This window comes from Mycobacterium nebraskense, from assembly GCF_002102255.1.
Lineage (GTDB): Bacteria > Actinomycetota > Actinomycetes > Mycobacteriales > Mycobacteriaceae > Mycobacterium > Mycobacterium nebraskense.
The window spans coordinates 21359-41395 of the sequence record NZ_LQPH01000144.1 but is presented as its reverse complement, the minus strand read 5'-3'; the positions used below and the strand labels follow the sequence as shown (position 1 = coordinate 41395).

Annotated in this window: 20 protein-coding genes; 4 read left to right on the top strand and 16 right to left on the bottom strand. The window is 68.5% G+C overall.

Annotation, left to right across the window (positions count from 1 at the left end; translation table 11 throughout):
- Window positions 1-7: 7 nt before the first annotated feature.
- Window positions 8-1258 carry a glycosyltransferase gene (locus tag AWC17_RS19745; RefSeq protein ID WP_046183267.1) on the top strand — a complete coding sequence of 417 codons (1251 nt, stop codon included), beginning with the start codon at window positions 8-10 and terminating at the stop codon, window positions 1256-1258.
- Here AWC17_RS19745 and AWC17_RS19740 read toward each other — a convergent pair.
- The 11 genes from AWC17_RS19740 to AWC17_RS19690 all read right to left on the bottom strand — a co-directional run bounded on the left by AWC17_RS19740 (window position 1255) and on the right by AWC17_RS19690 (window position 10749).
- Complete coding sequence (locus tag AWC17_RS19740) at window positions 1255-1839, bottom strand: MarR family winged helix-turn-helix transcriptional regulator (protein WP_046183268.1); 585 nt, start codon at window positions 1837-1839, stop codon at window positions 1255-1257. The two genes, AWC17_RS19745 and AWC17_RS19740, sit on opposite strands and share 4 nt — an antisense overlap.
- Before the next feature lie 410 nt (window positions 1840-2249).
- Window positions 2250-2543, bottom strand: coding sequence for a LapA family protein (locus AWC17_RS19735; RefSeq protein WP_046183269.1), 294 nt, complete (start codon window positions 2541-2543; stop codon window positions 2250-2252).
- A 235-nt stretch (window positions 2544-2778) separates the two neighbouring features.
- Window positions 2779-3213 (bottom strand): DUF2784 domain-containing protein, encoded by a 435-nt coding sequence (locus AWC17_RS19730; RefSeq protein ID WP_082122948.1) that lies wholly within the window; start codon window positions 3211-3213, stop codon window positions 2779-2781.
- A gap of 10 nt (window positions 3214-3223) precedes the next feature.
- Window positions 3224-4234 (bottom strand): Rieske (2Fe-2S) protein, encoded by a 1011-nt coding sequence (locus tag AWC17_RS19725; RefSeq protein WP_046183270.1) that lies wholly within the window; start codon window positions 4232-4234, stop codon window positions 3224-3226.
- On the bottom strand, window positions 4231-5778 hold the full coding sequence (locus AWC17_RS19720) for an FAD-dependent oxidoreductase (RefSeq protein WP_046183271.1): 1548 nt from the start codon (window positions 5776-5778) through the stop codon (window positions 4231-4233). The genes AWC17_RS19725 and AWC17_RS19720 overlap by 4 nt, the downstream gene beginning before the upstream one ends.
- Window positions 5775-6500, bottom strand: a complete 726-nt coding sequence (locus tag AWC17_RS19715; protein WP_046183272.1) for a class I SAM-dependent methyltransferase — start codon at window positions 6498-6500, stop codon at window positions 5775-5777. Before AWC17_RS19715 ends, AWC17_RS19720 begins: the two co-directional genes overlap by 4 nt.
- Window positions 6487-6798 (bottom strand): lycopene cyclase domain-containing protein, encoded by a 312-nt coding sequence (locus tag AWC17_RS19710; RefSeq protein WP_046183273.1) that lies wholly within the window; start codon window positions 6796-6798, stop codon window positions 6487-6489. The genes AWC17_RS19715 and AWC17_RS19710 overlap by 14 nt, the downstream gene beginning before the upstream one ends.
- Window positions 6795-7118, bottom strand: a complete 324-nt coding sequence (locus tag AWC17_RS19705; protein WP_046183274.1) for a lycopene cyclase domain-containing protein — start codon at window positions 7116-7118, stop codon at window positions 6795-6797. Before AWC17_RS19705 ends, AWC17_RS19710 begins: the two co-directional genes overlap by 4 nt.
- On the bottom strand, window positions 7115-8071 hold the full coding sequence (locus tag AWC17_RS19700; protein WP_046183275.1) for a phytoene/squalene synthase family protein: 957 nt from the start codon (window positions 8069-8071) through the stop codon (window positions 7115-7117). Before AWC17_RS19700 ends, AWC17_RS19705 begins: the two co-directional genes overlap by 4 nt.
- A complete protein-coding gene (gene crtI, locus AWC17_RS19695; RefSeq protein WP_046183276.1) occupies window positions 8068-9600 on the bottom strand; it encodes a phytoene desaturase family protein in 1533 nt (510 codons plus the stop codon). Before crtI ends, AWC17_RS19700 begins: the two co-directional genes overlap by 4 nt.
- 27 nt (window positions 9601-9627) lie before the next feature.
- Entirely contained in the window at window positions 9628-10749 is a 1122-nt protein-coding gene (locus AWC17_RS19690) for a polyprenyl synthetase family protein (protein ID WP_082122949.1), read from the bottom strand.
- A 299-nt stretch (window positions 10750-11048) separates the two neighbouring features.
- Between AWC17_RS19690 and AWC17_RS19685 the strand changes: the two genes are divergently transcribed.
- Window positions 11049-11564 carry a MarR family winged helix-turn-helix transcriptional regulator gene (locus AWC17_RS19685; protein WP_046183277.1) on the top strand — a complete coding sequence of 172 codons (516 nt, stop codon included), beginning with the start codon at window positions 11049-11051 and terminating at the stop codon, window positions 11562-11564.
- 112 nt (window positions 11565-11676) lie between these two features.
- Here the strand turns inward: AWC17_RS19685 and AWC17_RS19680 are convergent, their stop codons facing one another.
- The 5 genes from AWC17_RS19680 to AWC17_RS19660 all read right to left on the bottom strand — a co-directional run bounded on the left by AWC17_RS19680 (window position 11677) and on the right by AWC17_RS19660 (window position 17739).
- Window positions 11677-12663 carry a hypothetical protein gene (locus tag AWC17_RS19680; protein WP_046183278.1) on the bottom strand — a complete coding sequence of 329 codons (987 nt, stop codon included), beginning with the start codon at window positions 12661-12663 and terminating at the stop codon, window positions 11677-11679.
- A 63-nt stretch (window positions 12664-12726) separates the two neighbouring features.
- Window positions 12727-14085, bottom strand: coding sequence for a TIGR01777 family oxidoreductase (locus tag AWC17_RS19675; RefSeq protein WP_047321692.1), 1359 nt, complete (start codon window positions 14083-14085; stop codon window positions 12727-12729).
- A gap of 9 nt (window positions 14086-14094) precedes the next feature.
- On the bottom strand, window positions 14095-15339 hold the full coding sequence (locus AWC17_RS19670; protein ID WP_047321761.1) for a glycosyltransferase family 4 protein: 1245 nt from the start codon (window positions 15337-15339) through the stop codon (window positions 14095-14097).
- A 13-nt stretch (window positions 15340-15352) separates the two neighbouring features.
- Window positions 15353-16903 (bottom strand): glycoside hydrolase family 57 protein, encoded by a 1551-nt coding sequence (locus AWC17_RS19665; protein ID WP_276038656.1) that lies wholly within the window; start codon window positions 16901-16903, stop codon window positions 15353-15355.
- 26 nt (window positions 16904-16929) lie between these two features.
- On the bottom strand, window positions 16930-17739 hold the full coding sequence (locus AWC17_RS19660) for a class I SAM-dependent methyltransferase (protein WP_085164989.1): 810 nt from the start codon (window positions 17737-17739) through the stop codon (window positions 16930-16932).
- Between the two features lie 227 nt (window positions 17740-17966).
- Here AWC17_RS19660 and AWC17_RS19655 point away from each other — a divergent pair, with 227 nt between their 5' ends.
- Both AWC17_RS19655 and AWC17_RS19650 read left to right on the top strand, forming a co-directional pair.
- Window positions 17967-18758 carry an electron transfer flavoprotein subunit beta/FixA family protein gene (locus tag AWC17_RS19655; protein ID WP_046186521.1) on the top strand — a complete coding sequence of 264 codons (792 nt, stop codon included), beginning with the start codon at window positions 17967-17969 and terminating at the stop codon, window positions 18756-18758.
- 39 nt (window positions 18759-18797) lie between these two features.
- Window positions 18798-19754, top strand: a complete 957-nt coding sequence (locus tag AWC17_RS19650; protein ID WP_085164987.1) for an electron transfer flavoprotein subunit alpha/FixB family protein — start codon at window positions 18798-18800, stop codon at window positions 19752-19754.
- The last annotated feature ends 283 nt before the right edge of the window (window positions 19755-20037 follow it).

Genomic DNA, 20037 nt, shown 5'->3' with positions numbered 1-20037 from the left:
GTGCGACATGGCGGTGATACTGGCCTACGGGTCGCCGGCGCTGGGTCACCTGTTGCCGGCTGGGGCGCTGCTGGCCGAGCTCGCCGGCCGTGGTCATGAGGTTCACGCGCGCACCATGGCGGCCGGCGTCGCGACGCTGCGTGCGGTCGGCGTGCACGCCGAGCCGGTCGACCCCGACATCGAGGCGATCGTCGGCGAGGATTGGCGGGCCCGAAACGCACTGGGAGTGTTGAAGTCGACGATCGACGTGCTTTGCCGGCGAGCGGTGCTCGAAGTCGAGGATTTGCGACGCGCGGTGGATGCGGTCCGGCCGGATGCGATCATCGTGGACGCAAACTGCTGGGGGGCGATGTCGGCCGCGGAGGCGGGGAATACTCCGTGGCTGGTGTTCTCGCCGTTCACGCCCTACCTGCGGTCCCGTGGGGTGCCGCCCTTCGGTCCGGGGCTGCGCCCGCTGCCGGGCATCCTCGGCGACCTCCGGGACGCCCAGGTGCGACCGATCGTCCGGCATCTGTTCGACCGGCCAATGCTGCCGCGGGTCAACGCCATTCGCGCCGAGCTGGGGGTTTCTCCGGTCGCTTCGGTCGACGAGTTCGTGCGGCGCGCGCCTCTGCTGCTGGCCGTCGGGGGCGAGCCCTTCGAGTACCCGCACCCTGGCTGGGCCGGTTTGGTTCACCACATCGGCGCGTGTGTATTCGAACCCGGGCAGGGGGCCACGCCGGACTGGATCGCTGCCATCAAGCGGCCGGTGGTGCTGGTGAACACCTCGTCGATCAAGCAGCCCGACGCCGCTTTGGGACGGATCGCGTTGCGGGCGCTGGCCGATGAGCCAGTCCATGTGGTGGCGACTTTTCCGGCGGGAATCCCGCCGGGTCTGCCGCGACCACCGAACGCGACCATATGCCGCTTCGTCCCCCACGCGGCCGTGCTCGAGCGGGCCAGCTGCGCCATCACGCACGGGGGAATGGGAACGACGCTGAAGGCCCTCGACCGCGGCGTACCCGTCTGCGTCGTGCCGTTCGCGCGGGATCAGGCCGAAGTCGCCCGGCGCGTACAGGTCGCTCGCTGCGGCACCCGCCTGGCGGCCAAGAATCTCACCCCGGCACGACTGAGGGCGAAGGTGCGTGTGGCGATGACGATGGTGGACGGCGCGCGTCGAGTGTCTGCCGGGTTCGCCGCGACCGGGGGCGTGCGGCGCGGCGCGGACCTGATCGAGCAGCGGGTGCTTGGCTCCGCGGCCCACTGGCCGGTGCGCTAGGCCGGGCGATCGCCGGTCTTACTCACCGCACGGCGCCGGCCCTTGGCCGGAGCGCGTTTCGCGTCGGTCGCCAACGGCTTGGGGGCTACGGTGGTGAGTCGCGATTCAAACGTGGACATCGCCTCCATCATCGCCAGGAAAACCCGGTGTGCGGCGGCCAGATCGCGGTCGGACACGTCGGCGAGGGCCGAGCGCAGTTCCGCGCCGAGGGGGGTGAAGAACGCGCGGGCCAACGCCATGCCCGGTTCTTCGTAGCGGAGCAGCGTCTTGCGGCGATCGACGGGATCGGGCTCGCGCCGGAGGTGGCCGGAGTCGATCATCCGGTCCACCAGGTAAGTGATGGCGGCGGGCGACACGTCCAGACGCTGCCTCAACTGTGCCGGCGTCAACGGCGTACCGGCCGTTTCGGCAACCATGATGTGCAGCAGGGCGTGCAAGTCCGTGCCGCCGACGTCGTTTTGACGCGCGAAGTGCCGGCCGATGCGGTCCGATTGCGCTGTGAGTGCGCGCATGTCGGCCGACATCAACTTCTCGAGTTCGGCTCGGTCAAATCGCCGATCAGCGGCGCCGCGCTTGGTCACTTACCTGTGTCCTTCTTGGGAGATTCGCCGACCAGCGTATCGGCGAGTTCCACGCGCGGCCCGCGAACCCCGGCAAGTGTCTCGCGTTTGTACCCGATTGGTCGACGAATACGCGGACCCGGGCGGCTCCGCGCGCCGCGCGGTCAGGACGTCACCGGGTCGTGGCCCCAGTTCATCAGCGAGTAGCGCCAAGCGCTCTCGAATGCCTCGGTGACTTTGCCTACCGCCTCCGCGACGGCGTCGCTCGCCCCGTCGTGACTCATGGTTTCCTCCCGCCGGTCGCTGCGGCATCCCCGCTGGGCTTCAGCAGTTGATCAACTTGATATTTCAGGATGCGGGTATCGCGATCGCGGTTCACTCGTGAAGGCTTGTCCAGCAAGGGCTTTGCGTGCGCGCCCCGGCCCGGGAAATCAAAGCGGCCCGAGCTGCTTCTTGGCGGTCCGACGTAGCTGGATGATCCGCGCAGCGCCGACCAGGACGGTCGTGGTCGCGCCGGCCGCCGCTGCCAACAGGTAACCCACTCCCACGGGCAGGTTCCAGTGGAACCCCAGGAAGTGGGCGGTTATCGGTTCGGTGTTCTGCGCGACAAAGATGAGAAGGACAATGAGGATCACCAGGCCGACGACCAGCGCCCACCACGCGGCCGCTAGACGGGTGAAGGATCGAGATGACGGCTCGGAGGGAATGTGCGACTCGGTGCTCATGCTGGTGATTAGCCCCCGGCGCGATAAGCCAAACCCGTTGGAAGCCTCGAAATGGTCGTGCCCTGCCGTTTAATCCGCCCGCTCTGGGGTATGCGGCGTGCGATGACTGTCAAAGAGGTACCGCAGCGTGTTTGGCGCGGTCGGCGCAAGGTGATGCGGCTGCAGCGAGACGTGTGGCTTGCGCAGTTGGCCCTCTGGCCGACGTTGATACTGTCGGCCGTTCTGCTTTCGGCGGTCACTCGCGCGGTGTGGCAACGCAAGTCTCGTCGGCGTCAATCCGATGTGGTGGCGCCTCGGCCACAGGTCGGCCTGAGCGGCTGACGCGTCTCGCAAACACGCCCCAGGAAATGGCGGCCGACAGGAACGCGAATGTCTGTGCGACACCGACACGGCCGGACGGGACCAAAAGCCCCGCGACGTAACGGTCGACGAATCCCGTGGTGGGTAAGGGATCCATGTCGGCGCGGCGGCGCGCCCACGTTTCCAGTTCTGTCAATGGGCAAGGCAGCTTGAGCGCTATGACGGCGGCGCCCCACGCGACGGCCGCCCGGTGCAGCGCGATGGTGCGTGGCCAGCGCAGGGCGAGGAAGCCGCCGGCCGGTACGTAGGCCAGGTAGGCGAGGTGCACGCCAACCGTCGCGACGACCGCGGCGACGTAACCTTTCCGCACGGCTGAGCCGTCAGCCGAGGCCGGCACGCACGTGGTAGCGGCGCTCGGCGTAGGCGAGATCGTCGCGCCAGAGTCTGTTGGCCGCGAGGCGCATGAGCGGTGTGATCAGTGGCGCGGCCCGAGACGCCCGCTTGAACCCGGGACGGTCCGAATGCGCGATGGTGGCTTCCAGCACTGCGGTGCGGGGATGCCCGTCGGGGCCGGAACCGATTGGGGTGGCGTGGGTCTCGACGGTGCTGCCGGTTCCCTCGCCGTCCACGATGCGCATCACGATGGTGCGTGCCTCCGGGCAGCTGAATTCCGCGACGACGGGGACGCCGAGGCGGCCCATCCGGAAGGTCACCGCCACCAGAAAGCGATCGACGTGTTCGGTTGGCGTGGTAAGGACTTCGAGCCGGGTGAACGAGTACGGGTGGAACCATGCGCCGTGCCAGGGGTCGAGGCGATTGGCGATGATGTCGGCAGGCTCGCACACGCCCGCCATGCGCGCGACCGCGGCCAGCGTGTCACCGGTCGGTCGGGCGGGAATCACCGGCTCCTCCAACGGGGTCTCCCCGCCCACCTTGTCGAGCCGCACCCATACCAGAGTGCCATCGTCGTGACTGGGCAACGGGCTCCAGCCGAATTCACGTCCATGGCCGTCCAGAGCCAGCCCGTGCCACCGGCAGATCAGGGTGCCGCCGTGCACCGTCCCGGTGGCCAGATCCGCCCCCAGGTGGGGGCAACTGCGGGGTCCCACACAGAGCCGGTGTTCCCCGTCGCGCCAGGCGACGATCTCGACTCCGGCGACCCGCGCGCCGAACGGCCGCCCGGAACGCACGTCGACGCTGCTGGCGAACGCGAACCAGTTCCCGGTGGGCTTCTGCTGGGCCCGTTTCAGCGCGCCGTCGATGATGGCGGGTTGTGCGTCCCGGTAGGTCGGGCGCTGGTCGGCCCATGACGTACGCGGGATCACCTGCAGGGGCCAGTCTTTGGGCCTCGCGGCCGGCCGCAGGTGTTGCAGTTGTTCGCGGATATTCATCGTCGGGCAGGTCCTTCGCGGGTGGCGAGCCAGCGCAGCAGGGGTGACCGGCCTCGGGTTGGTACGGTGACCAACGGGTGCCCGGCCAGTCCCCATCCTCTCAGCAAATGGTTCGCGGCGCACCAACCCGTGGTGGCGGCGCGCTCCATGAGTGCAACGGGCAAGTCGATGCGGATGGCGTCGCCGGCCAGCAGCAGGCCGGGCTGCGGCGTGACCACCGCGGGGCGGTGCGCATAGGACCCGGGCGCGAACAGCGGGCAATCGCTGCGATGCAGCAGCCGTTCGCAAACGACTTGCGCCGCAGCGGTTTCCGGATACACCTTGTGCAGTCTGCGCAGCGCGGCCGCGCGCGACGGCGCGGCGTCGAGGGCGTAGGAGTGCAACTCGACGACGGACCCATGGTGCGCGCGTGACCACTCGGCGGCCTCGCGTTCGTAGCGCTCCAACACGCTGATGTTGTCCAGTGGCTCGTGGCCCGCCGTGCCCAGGAAAGCCGGCCGCCGGGCGGCGACGGGCCGATCGAGCCACAACCGATGCACCGCGAACGGCGGCGCGGTGCGCAACTGCGCGATCTGTGCGCGCCAGTCGTCGTTGACCAGGCCGGTGGATGCGCCGACGACGCGCTGGAGGCCGGCCACATCGGTGGCCAGCACCACGGCGTCCGCCTCCACGTGGCCGCCCGAATCGGTGTGCACCCGGAACGTCTTCGTCGGCCCCGTCTCGATACACGACGCACCCGTGCCGAGCCGGAAGCGCACGTCGCGCGCCTCGAGGTATCGCCGCAGCGGCTGCCAGAGGGCGCTGTCGTAGTTCGACGTGGGGACGTCGAAGATGAGGCCTTCGGACGACCCGAGGAAGTAGATGTGGAACATGGTCGCCAACTCGGCTGCGGAAAGCTTCGAGGGGTCGGCGAAGAAGCTGCGGGAGAACACTTCAAACGCCAGATGCCTTGCCGCCTCTGGAAATCGGATGCTCTTCAGGAAGGTCGCGGCGTCGAAGTGGTCGAGGCGCTCATAGATGTCGGGCACCGAAACGGCGGCGAGCGGCGCGGCCGCGCGAGCGTCGATCTGAAGGAAGTCGCGAAGCCGGAAGGTCGGGCTGCGCGCGGCGAAGGCCACCGCGTTCCAGGGCGGGGTGCGCGGCAGTCCCCGGAAGGTGTCGCGCCGGCCCGCCCCGTCGATGAGCGGATAGTCGTCGACGGGCGTGAGCATCCGCAGCTTCGGATCGATGCGGCCGAGCAGGGCCCGCAGGTTGTAGTACTGCCGGAAGAACGCGTGGAAGCCGCGATTCATCGCGAGGTCGGCCCCGTCGTGGTGCTCGGTCCAGCCGCCCACCCGGCCGCCGAGGTAGTGTTCGCGCTCGATCACCTCGACGGCGACGCCCCGTTCGGCCAGCCCGGTGGCGGCGGTCAGCCCCGCGATGCCGCCGCCCACGACGACCACCCGGGGTCGCGAAGGCAGCGCGCCGGCATCCGGCAATCCGGTTGGCGCGGGCAGTGTTTCGCGTCGACGATCGGTACGGTGAGCAGTTCCGGTGGCGGTCATGGCGGCGCGTCCGCCAGGAACGTGTGCACGATATTGGCCTCCCAGCCGGGCATCGTCTCGCTGTGCACGGCGGTGAAGCCCGCATCGGCGAGGCGGGCCCGGAATCGTGCTGCGCCGTCGAACTCCAGCACGCTGCGCCACAGGTAGCGGTACAGCGCCGTGTCACGGGTGCGCCACCACCCGGCGGGAATGATGATGCCCCAGCACACGGCGTTCCAGATGAGGGTGGCGGCCCGGGAGTCGCGCACCGAGTATTCGTGCACCGCCAGGGTGGCGCCGGGTCGCAGCAGCATCCGGAGTTTCCGCAATTGGTCGTCCCGGTCGGCGAGGTTGCGGATCAGGTAGGCGGCCAGGATTCCGTCGAACGGTCCGGTGATGCCGTGCTCTGACAGCTGCTCGACGGGGGTGTGTACGAACCGCACCGAGGCGGGCCAGTCCTTCGCGGCCGCCGCGTCGAGCATGCCCCGCGACGCGTCGACGGCAACGATGTCGGCCTCCGGGGCGACGGCCAGCAGCGCGGCCGTCGACGCACCGGTGCCGCACCCGGCGTCGAGCAGCCGTAAGCCCTTGCCGCGGTCGCGGATTCGCATGCGGCGGGCGGACAGGAGCAGTTGCTGGTGGTAGCCGGGGCTGGAGCCCACCAGCCGGTCGTAGGCCGTCGCCCCCGCGTCGAACGCGGCTGACAACTGGCCGGGGGTGGGACCGGCTTCACCGACGCGCACGTTGGCGTTCCCATCCCAGCAGCACCGCGGTGGCCAGCGCGAAGCCGAACAGGAAATCCTCGACCGGGATGTCGAATGGGAAGCGCAGGCCGCTGATCTGGCGAGGGTTGTAACTGACGATGGGGGAGCTGAGTTTGGTCAGCCAGCCATCGACGGGGACCTGGAACCCGAGCACGATCAGCATCGACAGCCAGTAGGCCCGGCGTCGGAAGAGCCCGGTCCGCAACACCGCCAATTCCAGTGCGCAGACGGCCAATACCGCCGCCGCGGCTGGCACGGTGTAACCCAGGCCGGTCATCGGCGGTTGACCCTCTCCAGGATGGTGCTCACGGCGTTGTAGGTCAGGAGCGCGCATATCGGGATGACGATGAAGAACAGCACTTCTTCGATCGGCACCCGGAACGGGATGTTCAGGCCGGTGATGTAGGCGCCGTTGTACGTCCACACGTGCGCGGCGATGGCTATCTCGTCCCAGAGCAGGAACACCGCGGCCACCGGGAAGACCGCCCTCACGAGCCGCCGCCACTGCCGGTAGACACCGGGACCGAACGTCTCCAGGGGCGCGGTGATCGCCAGGCATGCGGCCAGGACCAGAAGATATTGCCACCGATCCGTCATGCGGCCCCCGGGGAATCGGAAACGCCGGGCGGGCTATTGCGCGCCCGCCACGACCGTAGCAGCCCGATGCCGGCGACCTGCAGTCGTCGGGCTCTGCCGACCGTGGCCCGGTGAGTGAACACCGCGAAGTCGCTTTCTTCGATGCGGTCCAGGATTTCCGAGTACAGCGCCGCCGCGGTGGCCACGCACGGTTGTGAGCGGGGGCTGAGCATGGTGATGCCGGCAGCGGCGAAACGGTAAGTTTCCCGGGTGATTTCGTGCTGAGCGGCCAGCGCCTCTCGGACCCGCGGGTCGGTGCGGCGGTGCTGGTGACACCAGGTCAACAGCTCGCGGTCGACTCCGTGGGCGGCGAGTTCGTCGGCCGGCAGGTAGACCCGTTGCCGCAGCAGGTCTTCGTCGATATCGCGCAGGAAGTTGGTGAGCTGAAACGCCCTGCCCAGCGCGGCGGCGTAGGGTGCGGCCTCCTCGACCGGCACCACGGTGCCCAGCACCGGAAGCACTTGCAAACCAATGGCTTCGGCGGATCCCCGCATGTAGAGGTTGAGTGCCTTGCGGTCGGGATAGTCGGTGACCGTGAGATCCATCCGCATCGACGCCAGGAAGTCATCGAACAACTCGGTGCCGATCCGGTACCGGCGCGCGGTGTGGGTGACCGCGGCGAGCACGGGATCGTCGAGGTGGTCCCCGCCGGCAAAGAACCGGTCGGCCAATTGCTGTAGCCGCTGGGCGCGAACGTCGGTGCGCAGCTGCGGGTCCAGGTCGTCGAGGATGTCATCGGCGTGGCGCGCGAAACCGTAGAGGGCGTGCACCGCCGGCCGTTGGTCGGGCGCCAGTAGCCGGGTGGCCAGAAAGAAGGTGCGGCCGTGCGCGGCATTGAGTTCGCGGCAGCGCCGATACCCCTCGCGCAGCCGGGGATCGTCGATTCCGGCCGCGTCCAACTCGCTGCGGATCATGTCAGTCCGGCTCCCATGTCGTGGTGCGTCGCCATCCGGTTGGCTCGGCCGGCACGGGGGCCGGTGATGCGGTCGGCGGCCAGCCGGCCCGAGATCAGCGTGGTGGGGACACCGACGCCCGGCACCGTCGACGACCCGGCGAGCACCGCGTTGTCGATGCCGCGCACCATGTTGGCCGGCCGGAACGGACCCGTCTGCCCGAAGGTGTGGGCCAGCGCAAAGGGGCTGCCCGCGGCCATGCCCTGACGCGCCCAGTCGGCGGGCGTGACGATGTCCAATACCGTTGCGTTGTCGGGCAACCCGGGCAGCAGCCGCGCCGCGACGTCGTCGATGAGGTTGTCGACGTACGGGGCGCCCACACTGCCCCAGTCGATCGTCCCGCGATCCAGGTTCGGCGCCGGCGCGAGCACGTACAGCAGGTCATGCCCGTCCGGGGCGAGCGTCGGGTCGCTCGCCGTAGGGCGGGTGACCAGCAGCGACGGATCCTGCATCAGCCGTCCATCACCGATGATGTCGGTGAAGGTCTGATCCCAGGACTCGCCGAACAGGATGGTGTGATGCGCCGTGTCGGACGGAACCCGGCGACAGCCCAGATGAGCCACGACCGCCGACGGTGCCGGCCGCAGCCGCACGGGCCGGCGCGGTGTGCGGCCCAATAATTCGTAGGTCTGGGGCAGTTCGGTGGTCAGCACCACCGCGTCGCAGGCGATGGGGTCCAGGCGATCCGTTCGCACGGCGCTGACCCGCCCGCCGACGCGGTCGAGCCCGGTGACCGTGGCGTCGTAATGGAACTGAACCCCGGCATCGACCGCCGCCGCGGCCAGCGCGTCGGGGAGCGCGCGAACGCCGCCGCGCGGAAAGAATACCCCCGCGATGGTGTCCATGTAGGCGATGACCGCGTACACGGCCAGAGCGTTTCGCGGCGCCACGCCGGCGTACAGCGATTGAAACGTGAACACCCGCTGCAGCCGGGGATCGCTGAGGTGGCGCTTGACCATGCGATCCCACTTGCGGAATCCGCCGATCGCGGCCAGGCGCGCCAATTGCGGCGTGAGCAATGACAGCGGGGAATCGAAATTGGCGGCGATGAATCCGTCGAATTCGATCCGGTACAACCGCTTCAGCCACTCGCGCAGCCGCCGGTAGCCCGCTGCCTGCCCGAAGCCAGCGAACTCCTCAATGGCGGTTGTCATCCGGTCCGGGTCGGTGTGCACGTCGAGCGCACTGCCGTCGGCGAACACCGCCCGGTAGGCCGGATCGAGCGGCAGCAGGTCCAGCCGGCCCGACCGGCTGTGGCCCACGGCCGCAAAAGTCTCGTCGATGATGTCCGGCATCGTCAGCACCGTCGGCCCGGTGTCGATGCGATACCCGTCGATGTCGAGTCGGCCGGCGCGTCCGCCCGGCCATGGGTGGCGCTCGACCACCGTGACCGCGCGCCCCCGGCCGGCCAGATGCAAGGCGGCGGAGAGTCCCGCCAGGCCGGCGCCGATCACCACCACGTGCTCGCTGCGTCCTTCGACGGTCCGCATGTCAGCATGCTCCCAAACTTGTGGCACTCATTGGGCGCGATCCGCACAGGCGGCCGCCATTTCGCCCAGCGCTGCGCGGACGGGCTCGTCGATCGAGGTGTCGCCAAGGTGTTCGCGCGCGGACGCCACCCGGTCGCTGATCATCTCCTCGATCATCTCGACGGCCCCGGTCGCGACGATCAACGCTTTCCACCGGTCAACCGCGTCGTCGTCGAGGACATGGCCGTTCATCAATTCTGTCAGTTCGGCGCGGGTCGTCGGATCGGCCAGCTGGTGAGCGGTCACCACGAGGCTGGTTGCCTTGCGCTCCAGCAGATCTCCGGCACACGGCTTCCCCGTGATCGCCGGCGAGCCGAACACCCCGAGCACGTCGTCGCGAAGCTGGAACGCTTCTCCGACGGCGGCGCCGTACCGGCCGAGCTGTGTCACAGTTCGATCGTCGCAATCGGACATCGCCGCGCCGATTTCCAACGGTCGCCGCACGGTGTAGTTGCCCGACTTGCGCCGCGCCACGTCCAGCACGGACTCCAGCGACGGCATGTGCCGGACATCGCTCGTCAGGTCCGCGAACTGACCCACCGCCAGCTCGGTGCGCATCGTGTCGTAGCGGGGCCACGCCTGGTACAAGCGCCTGGGTTCGACTCCGCTCTCGCGCAGCATCTGCTCGGACCAGATCAGGCAGAGGTCACCCAGCAGGATTGCGGCCGATTCACCGAACCGCCGTGACGAGCCGGATAACCCGCGCTCGCGGTGCCATTGGGCGAATTGAAGGTGTGCCGACGGGCGCCCCCGCCGTTCGGTCGAACCGTCCATGACATCGTCTTGCAGCAGCGCAAACACGTGCAGCAACTCGAAACTGGCCGCCGCCCGCAACGCCGCCTCGCCGGGCGCTGCACCGCAGAGCCATCCCAAGTACACGAAGGTCGATCGCAGGCACTTGCCGCCGGAGGCGAACGCCATCAAGATGTCGCCGGCGGCATCGATACGCGTGTCGTCCAACTCGGAGCGCCGGGGCCCGACGAAGTCGGCGAGGTGGGCGAGAACACCCTGCCGCACACTGGCGCGCCATTCGCTGAAGTGCGCAGTGCCTGGCCATTCCGACTCGATTGCCGGTGACTCGGTGGCGGGTGATAACGACAAAGCACCCATCTTGGCCACGCGCTCCCTCCTGGACGGCTTGGCATTTCCCAGGTTAGAACGGCTCAAACACACGCGGTCATAGCCGGTGCCCGGAACCACAAACCGGCCACGCTGCCGCCGCGAAATCGCTCCGATGGGCCCTTCTCAACCTCGGACGATCTTACCCATCACCTTCAGTAATTTAAACATTAACTTACTGAAGGTAATGGTGCTCCGCCAGTCCGGAACCCGCGGGGCAAAGCCGCCCCAACCGAGGCATTTCAGCAAATTAACCATTAACCAACTGAAATGTCTGGCGATTCGGGGATATGCTGCACACCGTTATGGAAGCTGATGAGCAGCGCCGGCGCCGCGATGCGCTGGAGGCGCTGATCTCGGCCGATCTGCGGGAGATGTCAACGGAATCCGACCAGATCGGCCGGCAGTTTGCGGTGTCGCATCACTTGCGGCCCAACGACTTCCGTGCGCTGATGTACATCATGGTGGCAGAAACCGCAGGATGGCCGATGACCTCAGGTGACCTCAGCCAACGGATGGGACTGTCTGGTTCGGCCATCACCTACCTGGTGGATCGCTTGATCGATTCCGGCCACATTCGCCGTGATTCACACCCCGACGATCGCCGTAAGGTCATCCTGCGTCACGGTGAATCCGGCCTGGCTACCGCCCGGTCGTTCTTCAGTCCGCTGGGTGCGCACACTCGTGTGGCCCTCGAGGAGCTGCCCGATGGCGACTTGATGGCCGCGCATCGGGTGCTCGGTGCGGTGATCCATGCGATGCAGCGATTTCGGGGCGAACTGGACAGGGCCGGCATTGATCCGTGATCGCGCCATGCGGTACCGCGCTGACGCCCGCTCTCCGAGCTGGGATTTCGGCCGGTTTGGCGGCGTTGCCGCCGTGGCGGGCCAGTGACCGTCCGTTCGGTGCCGTGACTCGTCACGGCAGTGTCGTGATGGTGCCGGCCGTCAAGAGTTCGGTGTAATAGCTTCCGCCCGGGTAGAAATCGGGTGTGATCGTTCCCGCAAACATATCGGCGATCCAGCCTCGTGTCAGACCCCATACCGCCGCGACGTTGTCCGGCTTCGGGCGACCACACACCAGGTTCTCGTAAGTCGGCGACGATGGGCCGAGCGCGTCGCCGTGGGCGCCGGTCGTGATCTTCACCCCGTGAAATGCACGATCCGACAGATACCGTTCGATTGCCTTGGTGCCGCGTTGGAAGAAGTTGCAAAGAAGATGCGGCGACGCCGTGGCGTAGATCGGCAGCGTGGTGCCTGCCAGACCTGCCAGCGCGTCGTCGGTATTGGAACCGATGAACGACTTCACGCCGTCTTCGCTCACGATGCCGCGCAATTGGGCGAAGGTTGCCGGGTAGGTGCTGTGCAGACGCTCCGCGACGTATTCGACGGCCTCGGCCCCGGCCGAATGCCCCACGAAAACCAGATTGTCGGGCAACGGCGTGACAGGCCGGCCGACCGTCGCCGCCGCCATCGCGAAGGACGTCGCCAACGCGCCATTCGGATCGTCTTTGTGGGCAAAGACATCGGCGATGTTGCCCAGGAAGCCGGTGTTGTCGATCAGGTGTTCCACCGTGCAGCCGGAGACGCTGAGGGTGGGCAGCGTGGTGGCCATCACCAGGTAGCCGCTCTCGGCGACCTCGGTGGCGAAGGCCGACCATACTTTCTTGCCTTCGACGAAGCCGTGCTGCAGCCAGACCAATCCCCGAGGCGGCGTGCTCGGGAAATACCAGGTCGTCGGTACCGCCTGGGTCGCGCTTGCGCATGCGACGTCGGTCGTGCTGTCCGCTTCGGTGGCTTCGGCTCGGGCCGGGCGCGCGGCAAGCACCATCGCGGCCAGCGCGAAGATGCCGATCACGGCCGCGCTGGTCCGACCGGCATGCCGGATCAGCGCACCTGAGATCATTAAGAGATTGAATCATTAAGAGATTTAAACTGGGCGTGATCAGGCCCAACTGCGGTAGATCTATTACTCGCCTACCCGCCCCAACAGGTGGCGCAGCGCCTGCTCGAGATCGGGCTGGCGGAACCGGTGCCCGACCGCGGTCAGCTTCTGCGGAGCCACCCGCTGACTGGCGCACGCCAATTCACGCGCGCCCTGCTCGCCAAGCAGCACCCGCGGCCCCAGCGACGGCACCGGCAACACCGCGGGCCGGTGTACCACGCGGGCCAGGGTGGCGGTGTACTCGCTGTTGCGAACCGGCTGCGGCGCAACGGCATTCACGGGTCCCGACAGGGGTTCGTCCCACAATGAGCGGTGATAGATGTCGACCAGGTCGTCGATCCCGATCCACGACAGCCACTGCCGGCCGTCGCCGAGCCGGCCACCCAACCCGGCGCTGAACAACGGACGCATCAGCTTCAACGTGCCGCCGCGCGGGGATTGCACGATGCCGGTGCGCACCTTTACCACCCGCACCCCGGCCTGTTCCGCGGGTGCGGTCGCCGCCTCCCAGTCGGCCACGACGTCGGCGAGGTAACCGTCTCCGCGTTCGCTGTCCTCGGTCAGGATGTCATCGCCGCGGTCGTATCCGTAGTATCCGATCGCCGAAGCCGAGATGAGTACTGCCGGCCGGTGCGCGGTGCGGCCCAGCGCTTCGGCCAGCCGACGGGTGGGGCCAATCCTACTGTTGCGGATGGCCTTTCGATGCTTCTCGGTGAACCGGCCGGCGATCGACGCGCCCGCCAGATGGATGACCGCGTCCACCCCGTCGAACAGCCCCCGGTCGGGGTCGTCGGGATTCCACTCCCGCTCGTCGTCGCCCCTCGGGTTGCGGCGGACCAACCGGATGACGCGATGGCCGCCGGTGCTCAGAAACGCCGTCAACGCCGACCCCACCAACCCCGACGCTCCGGTGACCGCGACCGTCGCCGGCGCCAGCCCGTTCTCGGCGGCCAGCCGGTGCGCGGCCAGATCGTCAGCCAGCTGACGGTGCCGGTAGATGAACATGGGACGCAGCAACGCCCCCGGCACCGGGGTGTCAACCCGGTCGATGACCCTGGTGCGGCCGTCGCCGACGTCTTCGAAGTCGTGGGTGTGCCGCCAGCGCACCGCGGTTCGTGCCGGCAGCGTGGCCAGTCCGTCGCCGCCAATGGCGTCGACGAAGCGCCGCGGCGGGTCATAGCCGTCGGGCTGGTGGACGGCTACCCAGCGCAGGCCGCCCGGTAGCGCCAGCGTCGCCCGCCCGTCCTTGAGCGAGGTGGCCTCGGTGACCAGCCGCATGGGCTGCCACGGCGGCGAGAGCCGGGCGAACGCGCCCGGTCTGGTGTGCCACGCAAAGACGTCGGCGATAGGCGCGTCGACCACGCTCGAATATTCCAGCCCCATCGCTGGATGTTAGCGGTCTGGCAGGGCGTGCTCAACGATGGGCATCCGTGGCTGGGGCTGCCGCTCGGCGCGCTTGGCCGCCAGATACACCTGCGCGGTTTCCGTGGCCACGGTCCTCCAGTCGAAATCCGAGGTGAGCCGTTCGCGGGCGGCTCGGGCGCGCCGCTGCGCGGCGTCCGGATCGTCGAGCACGACCCGCACGGCCGAGGCCAGCCCGGCGACGTCGCGGGGCGCACACGACACCCCGGTCTGGCCGTTGAGCACCGCCTCGCCCAGGCCGCCGATGTTCGACGTCACGAGTGGAGTGCCGGCCGCGGCGGCCTCCAGCGCGACGATTCCGAACGGCTCGTAGTGGCTGGGCAGCACCGCCGCATCGGCCCGATGCAGCACCGCGAGCAGCTCGGCGTGGTGGAGGTGCCCGACGAACCGAGTTGCCTTGAGCACCCGATGCTTTCGGGCCTGCTCGATGAGCCACTCCTGCTGAGTGCCCTCGCCGGCGATGGTCAGTGTGGTCCCGGGGTGGGTGCGCCTGATCCGCGGCAGGGCGGCGATGACGTCGTGCACACCCTTCTCGTATTCCAACCGTCCGAGGTAGAGCAGTTCGGCGGGGCCGGTGTGCGGCCGCCGCTCGGCGAACGGCCAGCGCGCGGCGTCGATACCGTTGCGGATGACCGTTATTCCGGCCAGCCCGGGACCGAACAGTTCGGTGATCTCGTCGCTCATCGACGCCGAACACGTGATCAGCGAGTCGGATTCGCGCACCAACCAGGACTCCACGGCGTGCACCTGACGGCTGATCGCACCGGACACCCAGCCGGAATGCCGTCCGGCTTCGGTGGCGTGGATGGTGGAAACCATTGGCACGTCGTAGAACTCGGCGAGCGTGATGGCGGGATGAGCCACCAGCCAATCGTGTGCGTGCACGACGTCGGGACGCCACGGCCGGTTGTTGCCCCGCTTCTTCAGCGACAGCCCGGCGCGGATCATGGAATGGCCCATCGCCAGTGTCCACGCCATCATGTCGCTGCCGAAGGAGAATTCGTGCGGGTCTTGTGCGGCGGCGATCACCCGGACACCGTCGACCACCTCGTCGGACGACGGGTGCGTGCTGGGATCGGTACCCGTGGGGTGGCGCGACAGCACGACGACCTCGTGACCGGCGGCCGCCAGCGCGGTCGACAGGTGATGCACGTGTCTGCCGAGCCCGCCGATCACTACCGGTGGGTACTCCCACGACACCATCAGGATCTTCACGCTGCCGCCCAACTCATCGAGGCAGCCTGCGCGCGTCGAGTGCGCCGAACAGTCCGTCGGCGCGGTTCCATCCGTCGGCCAGCCGCTGCGCGGTGTCCCGCCTTCCGGACGCCAGCGCCCCGGCGATCTCGCGGGTGGCGTGGGCATGCAGGTGGGCGCGGTAACGCGCGTAGTCGGCGGCCGAGTCCTTGCTCACCATGAACGGCCAGTCGCTGGAGACGGTGAGCAGGGTCTCGCGCAGGATCTGGTCGGCGACGTGGTCGCGGGGGAGCGGCCCGTCCAGCGATGCCCGCTGCGACAGCGCCTTGTCGACAGTGCTCAACGCCGCGTCGACGACTTCGGTGTTGAGCTGGACGAGATCGGCCACCTTGTCGCCGGCCCACACCTGCCAGTCCTTACCCGAACCCCACGAACTGGGCGGCAATTCCACTGCGCGCCCGACGAATCCGTCGGCGATGGCGTCGTTCAACGTTCCCACCCGCACGCCGGCGGCGGGCAGTGCACGCAGCACCCGCTGCAGCCACGTCGGGCCTTCGTACCACCAGTGGCCGAACAGTTCGGTGTCGAAGGCGGCGACCACGTGGGCGGGCCGCCCGATCCGCTCGGATTCGCTCGTCAGCCGGTTGCGGACCATGTCGACGAAGTCGGCGACATGGCTGTCGACCGCGTGGTCGGCACGCTCGGGATCGTAGGGCGCCTTGGCCTCCGACGGCACGTTGCGGCCGGTCACCCGCGCCGGCTTCAGCCCGGTGAGGTGGTCATAGGTGTGGAAGTCGCGGTAGGCGGCGTGGCCCGGGTAGCCGGATTTGGGCGACCACACCCGATAACTGACCTGCAAATCGCGCCCGAACGCGACCACGTCGGTATCGCCGACGGGCCGGCCCAGCGCGGTGTCGCCATGCAGCGACGGGCCGTCGACCATGAAGTGGGTGATGCCCGCGGCCGCATAGCCGTGCTCCATGCCGGGCGCGTAAGCGCATTCGGGCGCCCAGATCCCGCTCGGGCGATGCGCCATCCGCTGCTGGGGGTCCGCCAGCCCCTCGCGCAGGGCGAACTCGCGCAGCCGCGGCGCGAGCAGCGGCTGGAACGGATGGGCCAGCGGGCCGCCGAGCAACTCGAGCGCGCCGGTGTCGATCAGGCCGCGCAACAGCGGGCTACCGCCGTGCCGCCAGTGGGTGGCAAACTCGTCCAGCGCCCGATCGGCCTCGGCGCACTCCCGAACCCCCAAGTCGCGCAACGCTTCCGGCGTGCATGACAGGAAGCCGGCCGACTTCGAACGGGGAGCGGACCGCACGCTGGCGGCCTCGGCCGCCCGCAGCCGCCAGTTGGCCAGCCAGTGGTGCATGCCGTCAAGGCAGTACGGGTCGTCGAGCTGCGCGTTCACCACCGGAGTGATGCCGAGGGTGAGCAGCCCGTGGCGGTCCTCGTCGGCCAACGTGCTCAGCACCCGCATCAGCGGCAGGTAGGACGCCGCCCAGGATTGGTAGAGCCACTCCTCACCGACCGGCCACCGGCCATGATGGGCCAGCCACGGCAGGTGGGTGTGCAGGACCAGGGTGAACATGCCGGGCACCCGGTCGTGCGAACTGCTCACGGCGCTACCGCGATCGCGATCAGATCCAGGCTGTCGTCGATGTCACGGCACCCGCTCTGCACCATCTCGAAGTCGTCGCACGTCACTGCGGCGACGTCCGCCGCCAGCTCAGCCGGCCAGGGTGCGTCGGCCAGCGCGCGCTCGATCTGCGCGTCGATGATGGAGCCGCCGTGGCGGGCGTCCATCTTCCGCAGCCGCGGACCGTGGAACAAGCCGCTGACCGACACGTCGCGAAAGCCGGCGTCCACCAGCAATTCGGCCAGCTCGGCGGCATTGAGTTCGCGGGTGTGGAACGGGTTGATCGGGGTGTCGCGCCCGGGAGAGAAGGTGATCCGGTTGGGTGTAGACACCATCAGCTGTCCACCGCGACGCAGCACGCGCGCGCACTCGGCGACGAATTGTGCTTGATCCCACAGATGCTCGATGACTTGGAAGTTGACCACAATATCCACCGACGCGTCCGGCAGCGGCAGCTCGGCCAGGTTCGCGCGCATGACCTCCACCCGGGGGTAGCGGGTGCGCACGTGGGCCACGGCGGCTTCGTCGTAATCCACGGCCACGACCCGGCGGGCGACGCCGGCGATCAGGTCGGCGCCGTACCCCTCGCCGCAGCCGGCCTCGAGCACCTCGCGGCCCGCGCAGTGCCCGGCCAGTCGCTGGTAAACCACCTGGTGACGGCGAAACCAGTAGTTTTCGACGTCCAGGTCCGGGATGGTGCGCTCGCCCGTCAACGTCAGCACGGGGTCAGCCGGCGGCAAGGGATCGCCGGGGCTGTGCCGGGGTACGTCGGGGACGGTTGCGCTCATCGCATAGGCAGGCTAACGCGAAGTGTCGGATTCGCGAACCGGAGACGGGGCGCCCCCGGTTCCGGACGGTAGACATGCCGCAAGAACGTGCAGTACGACCCGCTATGGTGTGAATGCAGGCTGCACAAAGTTACCGAGTAGTAACACGACCGTGCGCTGCAAAACGCGTACTGAAAGTCTCGTGGTCGACTGCTGCGAGACTCCTTCAAGGAGGACGAACCACACTCATGACGAACATCGTGGTCCTGATCAAGCAGGTCCCAGACACCTGGTCCGAGCGCAAGCTGAACGACGGCGATTACACGCTGGACCGGGAGGCCGCGGATGCGGTGCTGGACGAGATCAACGAGCGCGCCGTCGAAGAGGCCCTGCAGATCCGTGAGCGGGAGGGCGGCGAGGGTTCGGTGACCGTGCTGACCGCGGGCCCCGAACGTGCCACCGAGGCGATCCGCAAGGCGCTGTCGATGGGCGCCGACAAGGCCGTTCACCTCAAGGACGACGGCATGCGCGGGTCCTGCGTGGTGCAGACCGCGTGGGCACTGGCCCGCGCGCTGGGCACCATCGAGGGAACCGAGCTCGTCATCGCCGGTAACGAGTCCACCGACGGTTCCGGCGGCGCGGTGCCGGCCATCATCGCCGAGTACCTGGGCCTGCCGCAGCTGACCCACCTGCGCAAGCTGTCCGTCGAGGGCGGCAAGGTCACCGGCGAGCGCGAGACCGACGACGGCGTGTTCACGCTCGAGGCGTCGCTGCCCGCGGTGGTGAGTGTGACCGAGAAGATCAACGAGCCGCGCTTCCCCTCCTTCAAGGGCATCATGGCCGCCAAGAAGAAAGAGGTCACGGTGTTGACCCTGGCCGAAATCGGCGTCGAAAGCGACGAGGTCGGGCTGGATAACGCCGGGTCGACGGTGCTGTCGTCGACGCCGAAGCCGCCGAAGACCGCGGGTGAGAAGGTCACCGACGAGGGTGAGGGCGGTAACCAGATCTCCCAGTACCTGGTTGGCCAGAAGATCATCTAGCCGAGCACACATCCCACAGACGAGAAGAGCGAAGAAACCATGGCTGAAGTTTTGGTGCTCGTTGAGCACGCCGAAGGCGCACTGAAGAAGGTCACCTCCGAATTGATCACCGCCGCCCGCGCACTGGGCGAGCCGGCCGCCGTCGTGGTCGGCAAGCCCGGAACTGCCGCGCCGCTGGTCGACGGGTTGAAGGAGGCGGGCGCCGCCAAGATCTACGTCGCCGAGTCCGACGACGCCGAGAATTACCTGATCACCCCGGTGGTCGACGTGCTGGCGTCGCTGGCCGAGTCGAACGCACCCGCCGCCGTACTGCTGTCCGCCAACGCCGACGGCAAAGAGGTCGCGGGCCGGCTCGCGGCCCGGATCGGATCCGGCCTGCTGGTCGACGTGGTCGGCGTCCAGGAGGGCAACAAGGCGGTGCATTCCATCTTCGGTGGTGCGTTCACCGTCGAGTCGCAGGCCAACGGCGACACCCCGGTCATCACGGTGCGCGGTGGCGCCATTGACGCCGAGCCGCAGGCCGGCGCCGGCGAGCAGGTCACCGTGGAGGTGCCCGCGCCCGCCGAGAACGCCACCAAGATCACCGCTCGCGAGCCCGCCGTCGCGGGCGACCGCCCAGAGCTCACCGAGGCCACCATCGTGGTCTCCGGTGGCCGCGGCGTCGGCAGCGCGGAGAACTTCAGCGTGGTCGAGGCGCTGGCGGACTCGCTCGGTGCGGCCGTCGGTGCGTCGCGCGCCGCCGTCGACTCCGGCTACTACCCGGGCCAGTTCCAGGTCGGCCAGACCGGCAAGACGGTCTCGCCCCAGCTCTACATCGCGCTGGGCATCTCCGGAGCCATCCAGCACCGCGCGGGCATGCAGACGTCCAAGACCATCGTCGCCGTCAACAAGGACGAAGAGGCGCCCATCTTCGAGATCGCCGACTACGGCGTGGTGGGCGACCTGTTCAAGGTCGCTCCGCAGCTGACCGACGCCGTCAAGGCGCGCAAGGGCTGAGTTCCTCGGCCCAGGAGCCCTTGACACCCTGGTGTCGGGGGCTCTTGCGTACCGGGCCACATCCGCATCGCGTGAGCACCATCAACCGAACGGCGAATTCGATAGCGCATGTGCTATCGAATTCCAAAGTCGGGCATTGGCGTCCGAATGGACCAGCGCGAAGCTCAGTCGCCGCGATCGTCGCCACCGCTCGAACGGCTCAGTGCGGCACGGGCTTTCGATGCCGCGTTGCGCGTGGTCTCCGGGCGGTGCGGGCCGCCTGCATTCCCAACAGTGCAAGCGG

What these genes read in the sequence shown, in the direction of transcription:
- AWC17_RS19745 (WP_046183267.1), top strand. Translation starts at nt 8, where the DNA reads ATGGCGGTGATACTGGCCTACGGGTCGCCGGCGCTGGGTCACCTGTTG.
- AWC17_RS19735 (WP_046183269.1), bottom strand. Translation starts at nt 2,543, where the DNA reads ATGAGCACCGAGTCGCACATTCCCTCCGAGCCGTCATCTCGATCCTTC.
- AWC17_RS19725 (WP_046183270.1), bottom strand. Translation starts at nt 4,234, where the DNA reads ATGAATATCCGCGAACAACTGCAACACCTGCGGCCGGCCGCGAGGCCC.
- AWC17_RS19720 (WP_046183271.1), bottom strand. Translation starts at nt 5,778, where the DNA reads ATGACCGCCACCGGAACTGCTCACCGTACCGATCGTCGACGCGAAACA.
- AWC17_RS19710 (WP_046183273.1), bottom strand. Translation starts at nt 6,798, where the DNA reads ATGACCGGCCTGGGTTACACCGTGCCAGCCGCGGCGGCGGTATTGGCC.
- AWC17_RS19705 (WP_046183274.1), bottom strand. Translation starts at nt 7,118, where the DNA reads ATGACGGATCGGTGGCAATATCTTCTGGTCCTGGCCGCATGCCTGGCG.
- AWC17_RS19700 (WP_046183275.1), bottom strand. Translation starts at nt 8,071, where the DNA reads ATGATCCGCAGCGAGTTGGACGCGGCCGGAATCGACGATCCCCGGCTG.
- crtI (WP_046183276.1), bottom strand. Translation starts at nt 9,600, where the DNA reads ATGCGGACCGTCGAAGGACGCAGCGAGCACGTGGTGGTGATCGGCGCC.
- AWC17_RS19690 (WP_082122949.1), bottom strand. Translation starts at nt 10,749, where the DNA reads ATGGGTGCTTTGTCGTTATCACCCGCCACCGAGTCACCGGCAATCGAG.
- AWC17_RS19685 (WP_046183277.1), top strand. Translation starts at nt 11,049, where the DNA reads ATGCTGCACACCGTTATGGAAGCTGATGAGCAGCGCCGGCGCCGCGAT.
- AWC17_RS19680 (WP_046183278.1), bottom strand. Translation starts at nt 12,663, where the DNA reads ATGATCTCAGGTGCGCTGATCCGGCATGCCGGTCGGACCAGCGCGGCC.
- AWC17_RS19675 (WP_047321692.1), bottom strand. Translation starts at nt 14,085, where the DNA reads ATGGGGCTGGAATATTCGAGCGTGGTCGACGCGCCTATCGCCGACGTC.
- AWC17_RS19665 (WP_276038656.1), bottom strand. Translation starts at nt 16,903, where the DNA reads ATGTTCACCCTGGTCCTGCACACCCACCTGCCGTGGCTGGCCCATCAT.
- AWC17_RS19660 (WP_085164989.1), bottom strand. Translation starts at nt 17,739, where the DNA reads ATGAGCGCAACCGTCCCCGACGTACCCCGGCACAGCCCCGGCGATCCC.
- AWC17_RS19655 (WP_046186521.1), top strand. Translation starts at nt 17,967, where the DNA reads ATGACGAACATCGTGGTCCTGATCAAGCAGGTCCCAGACACCTGGTCC.
- AWC17_RS19650 (WP_085164987.1), top strand. Translation starts at nt 18,798, where the DNA reads ATGGCTGAAGTTTTGGTGCTCGTTGAGCACGCCGAAGGCGCACTGAAG.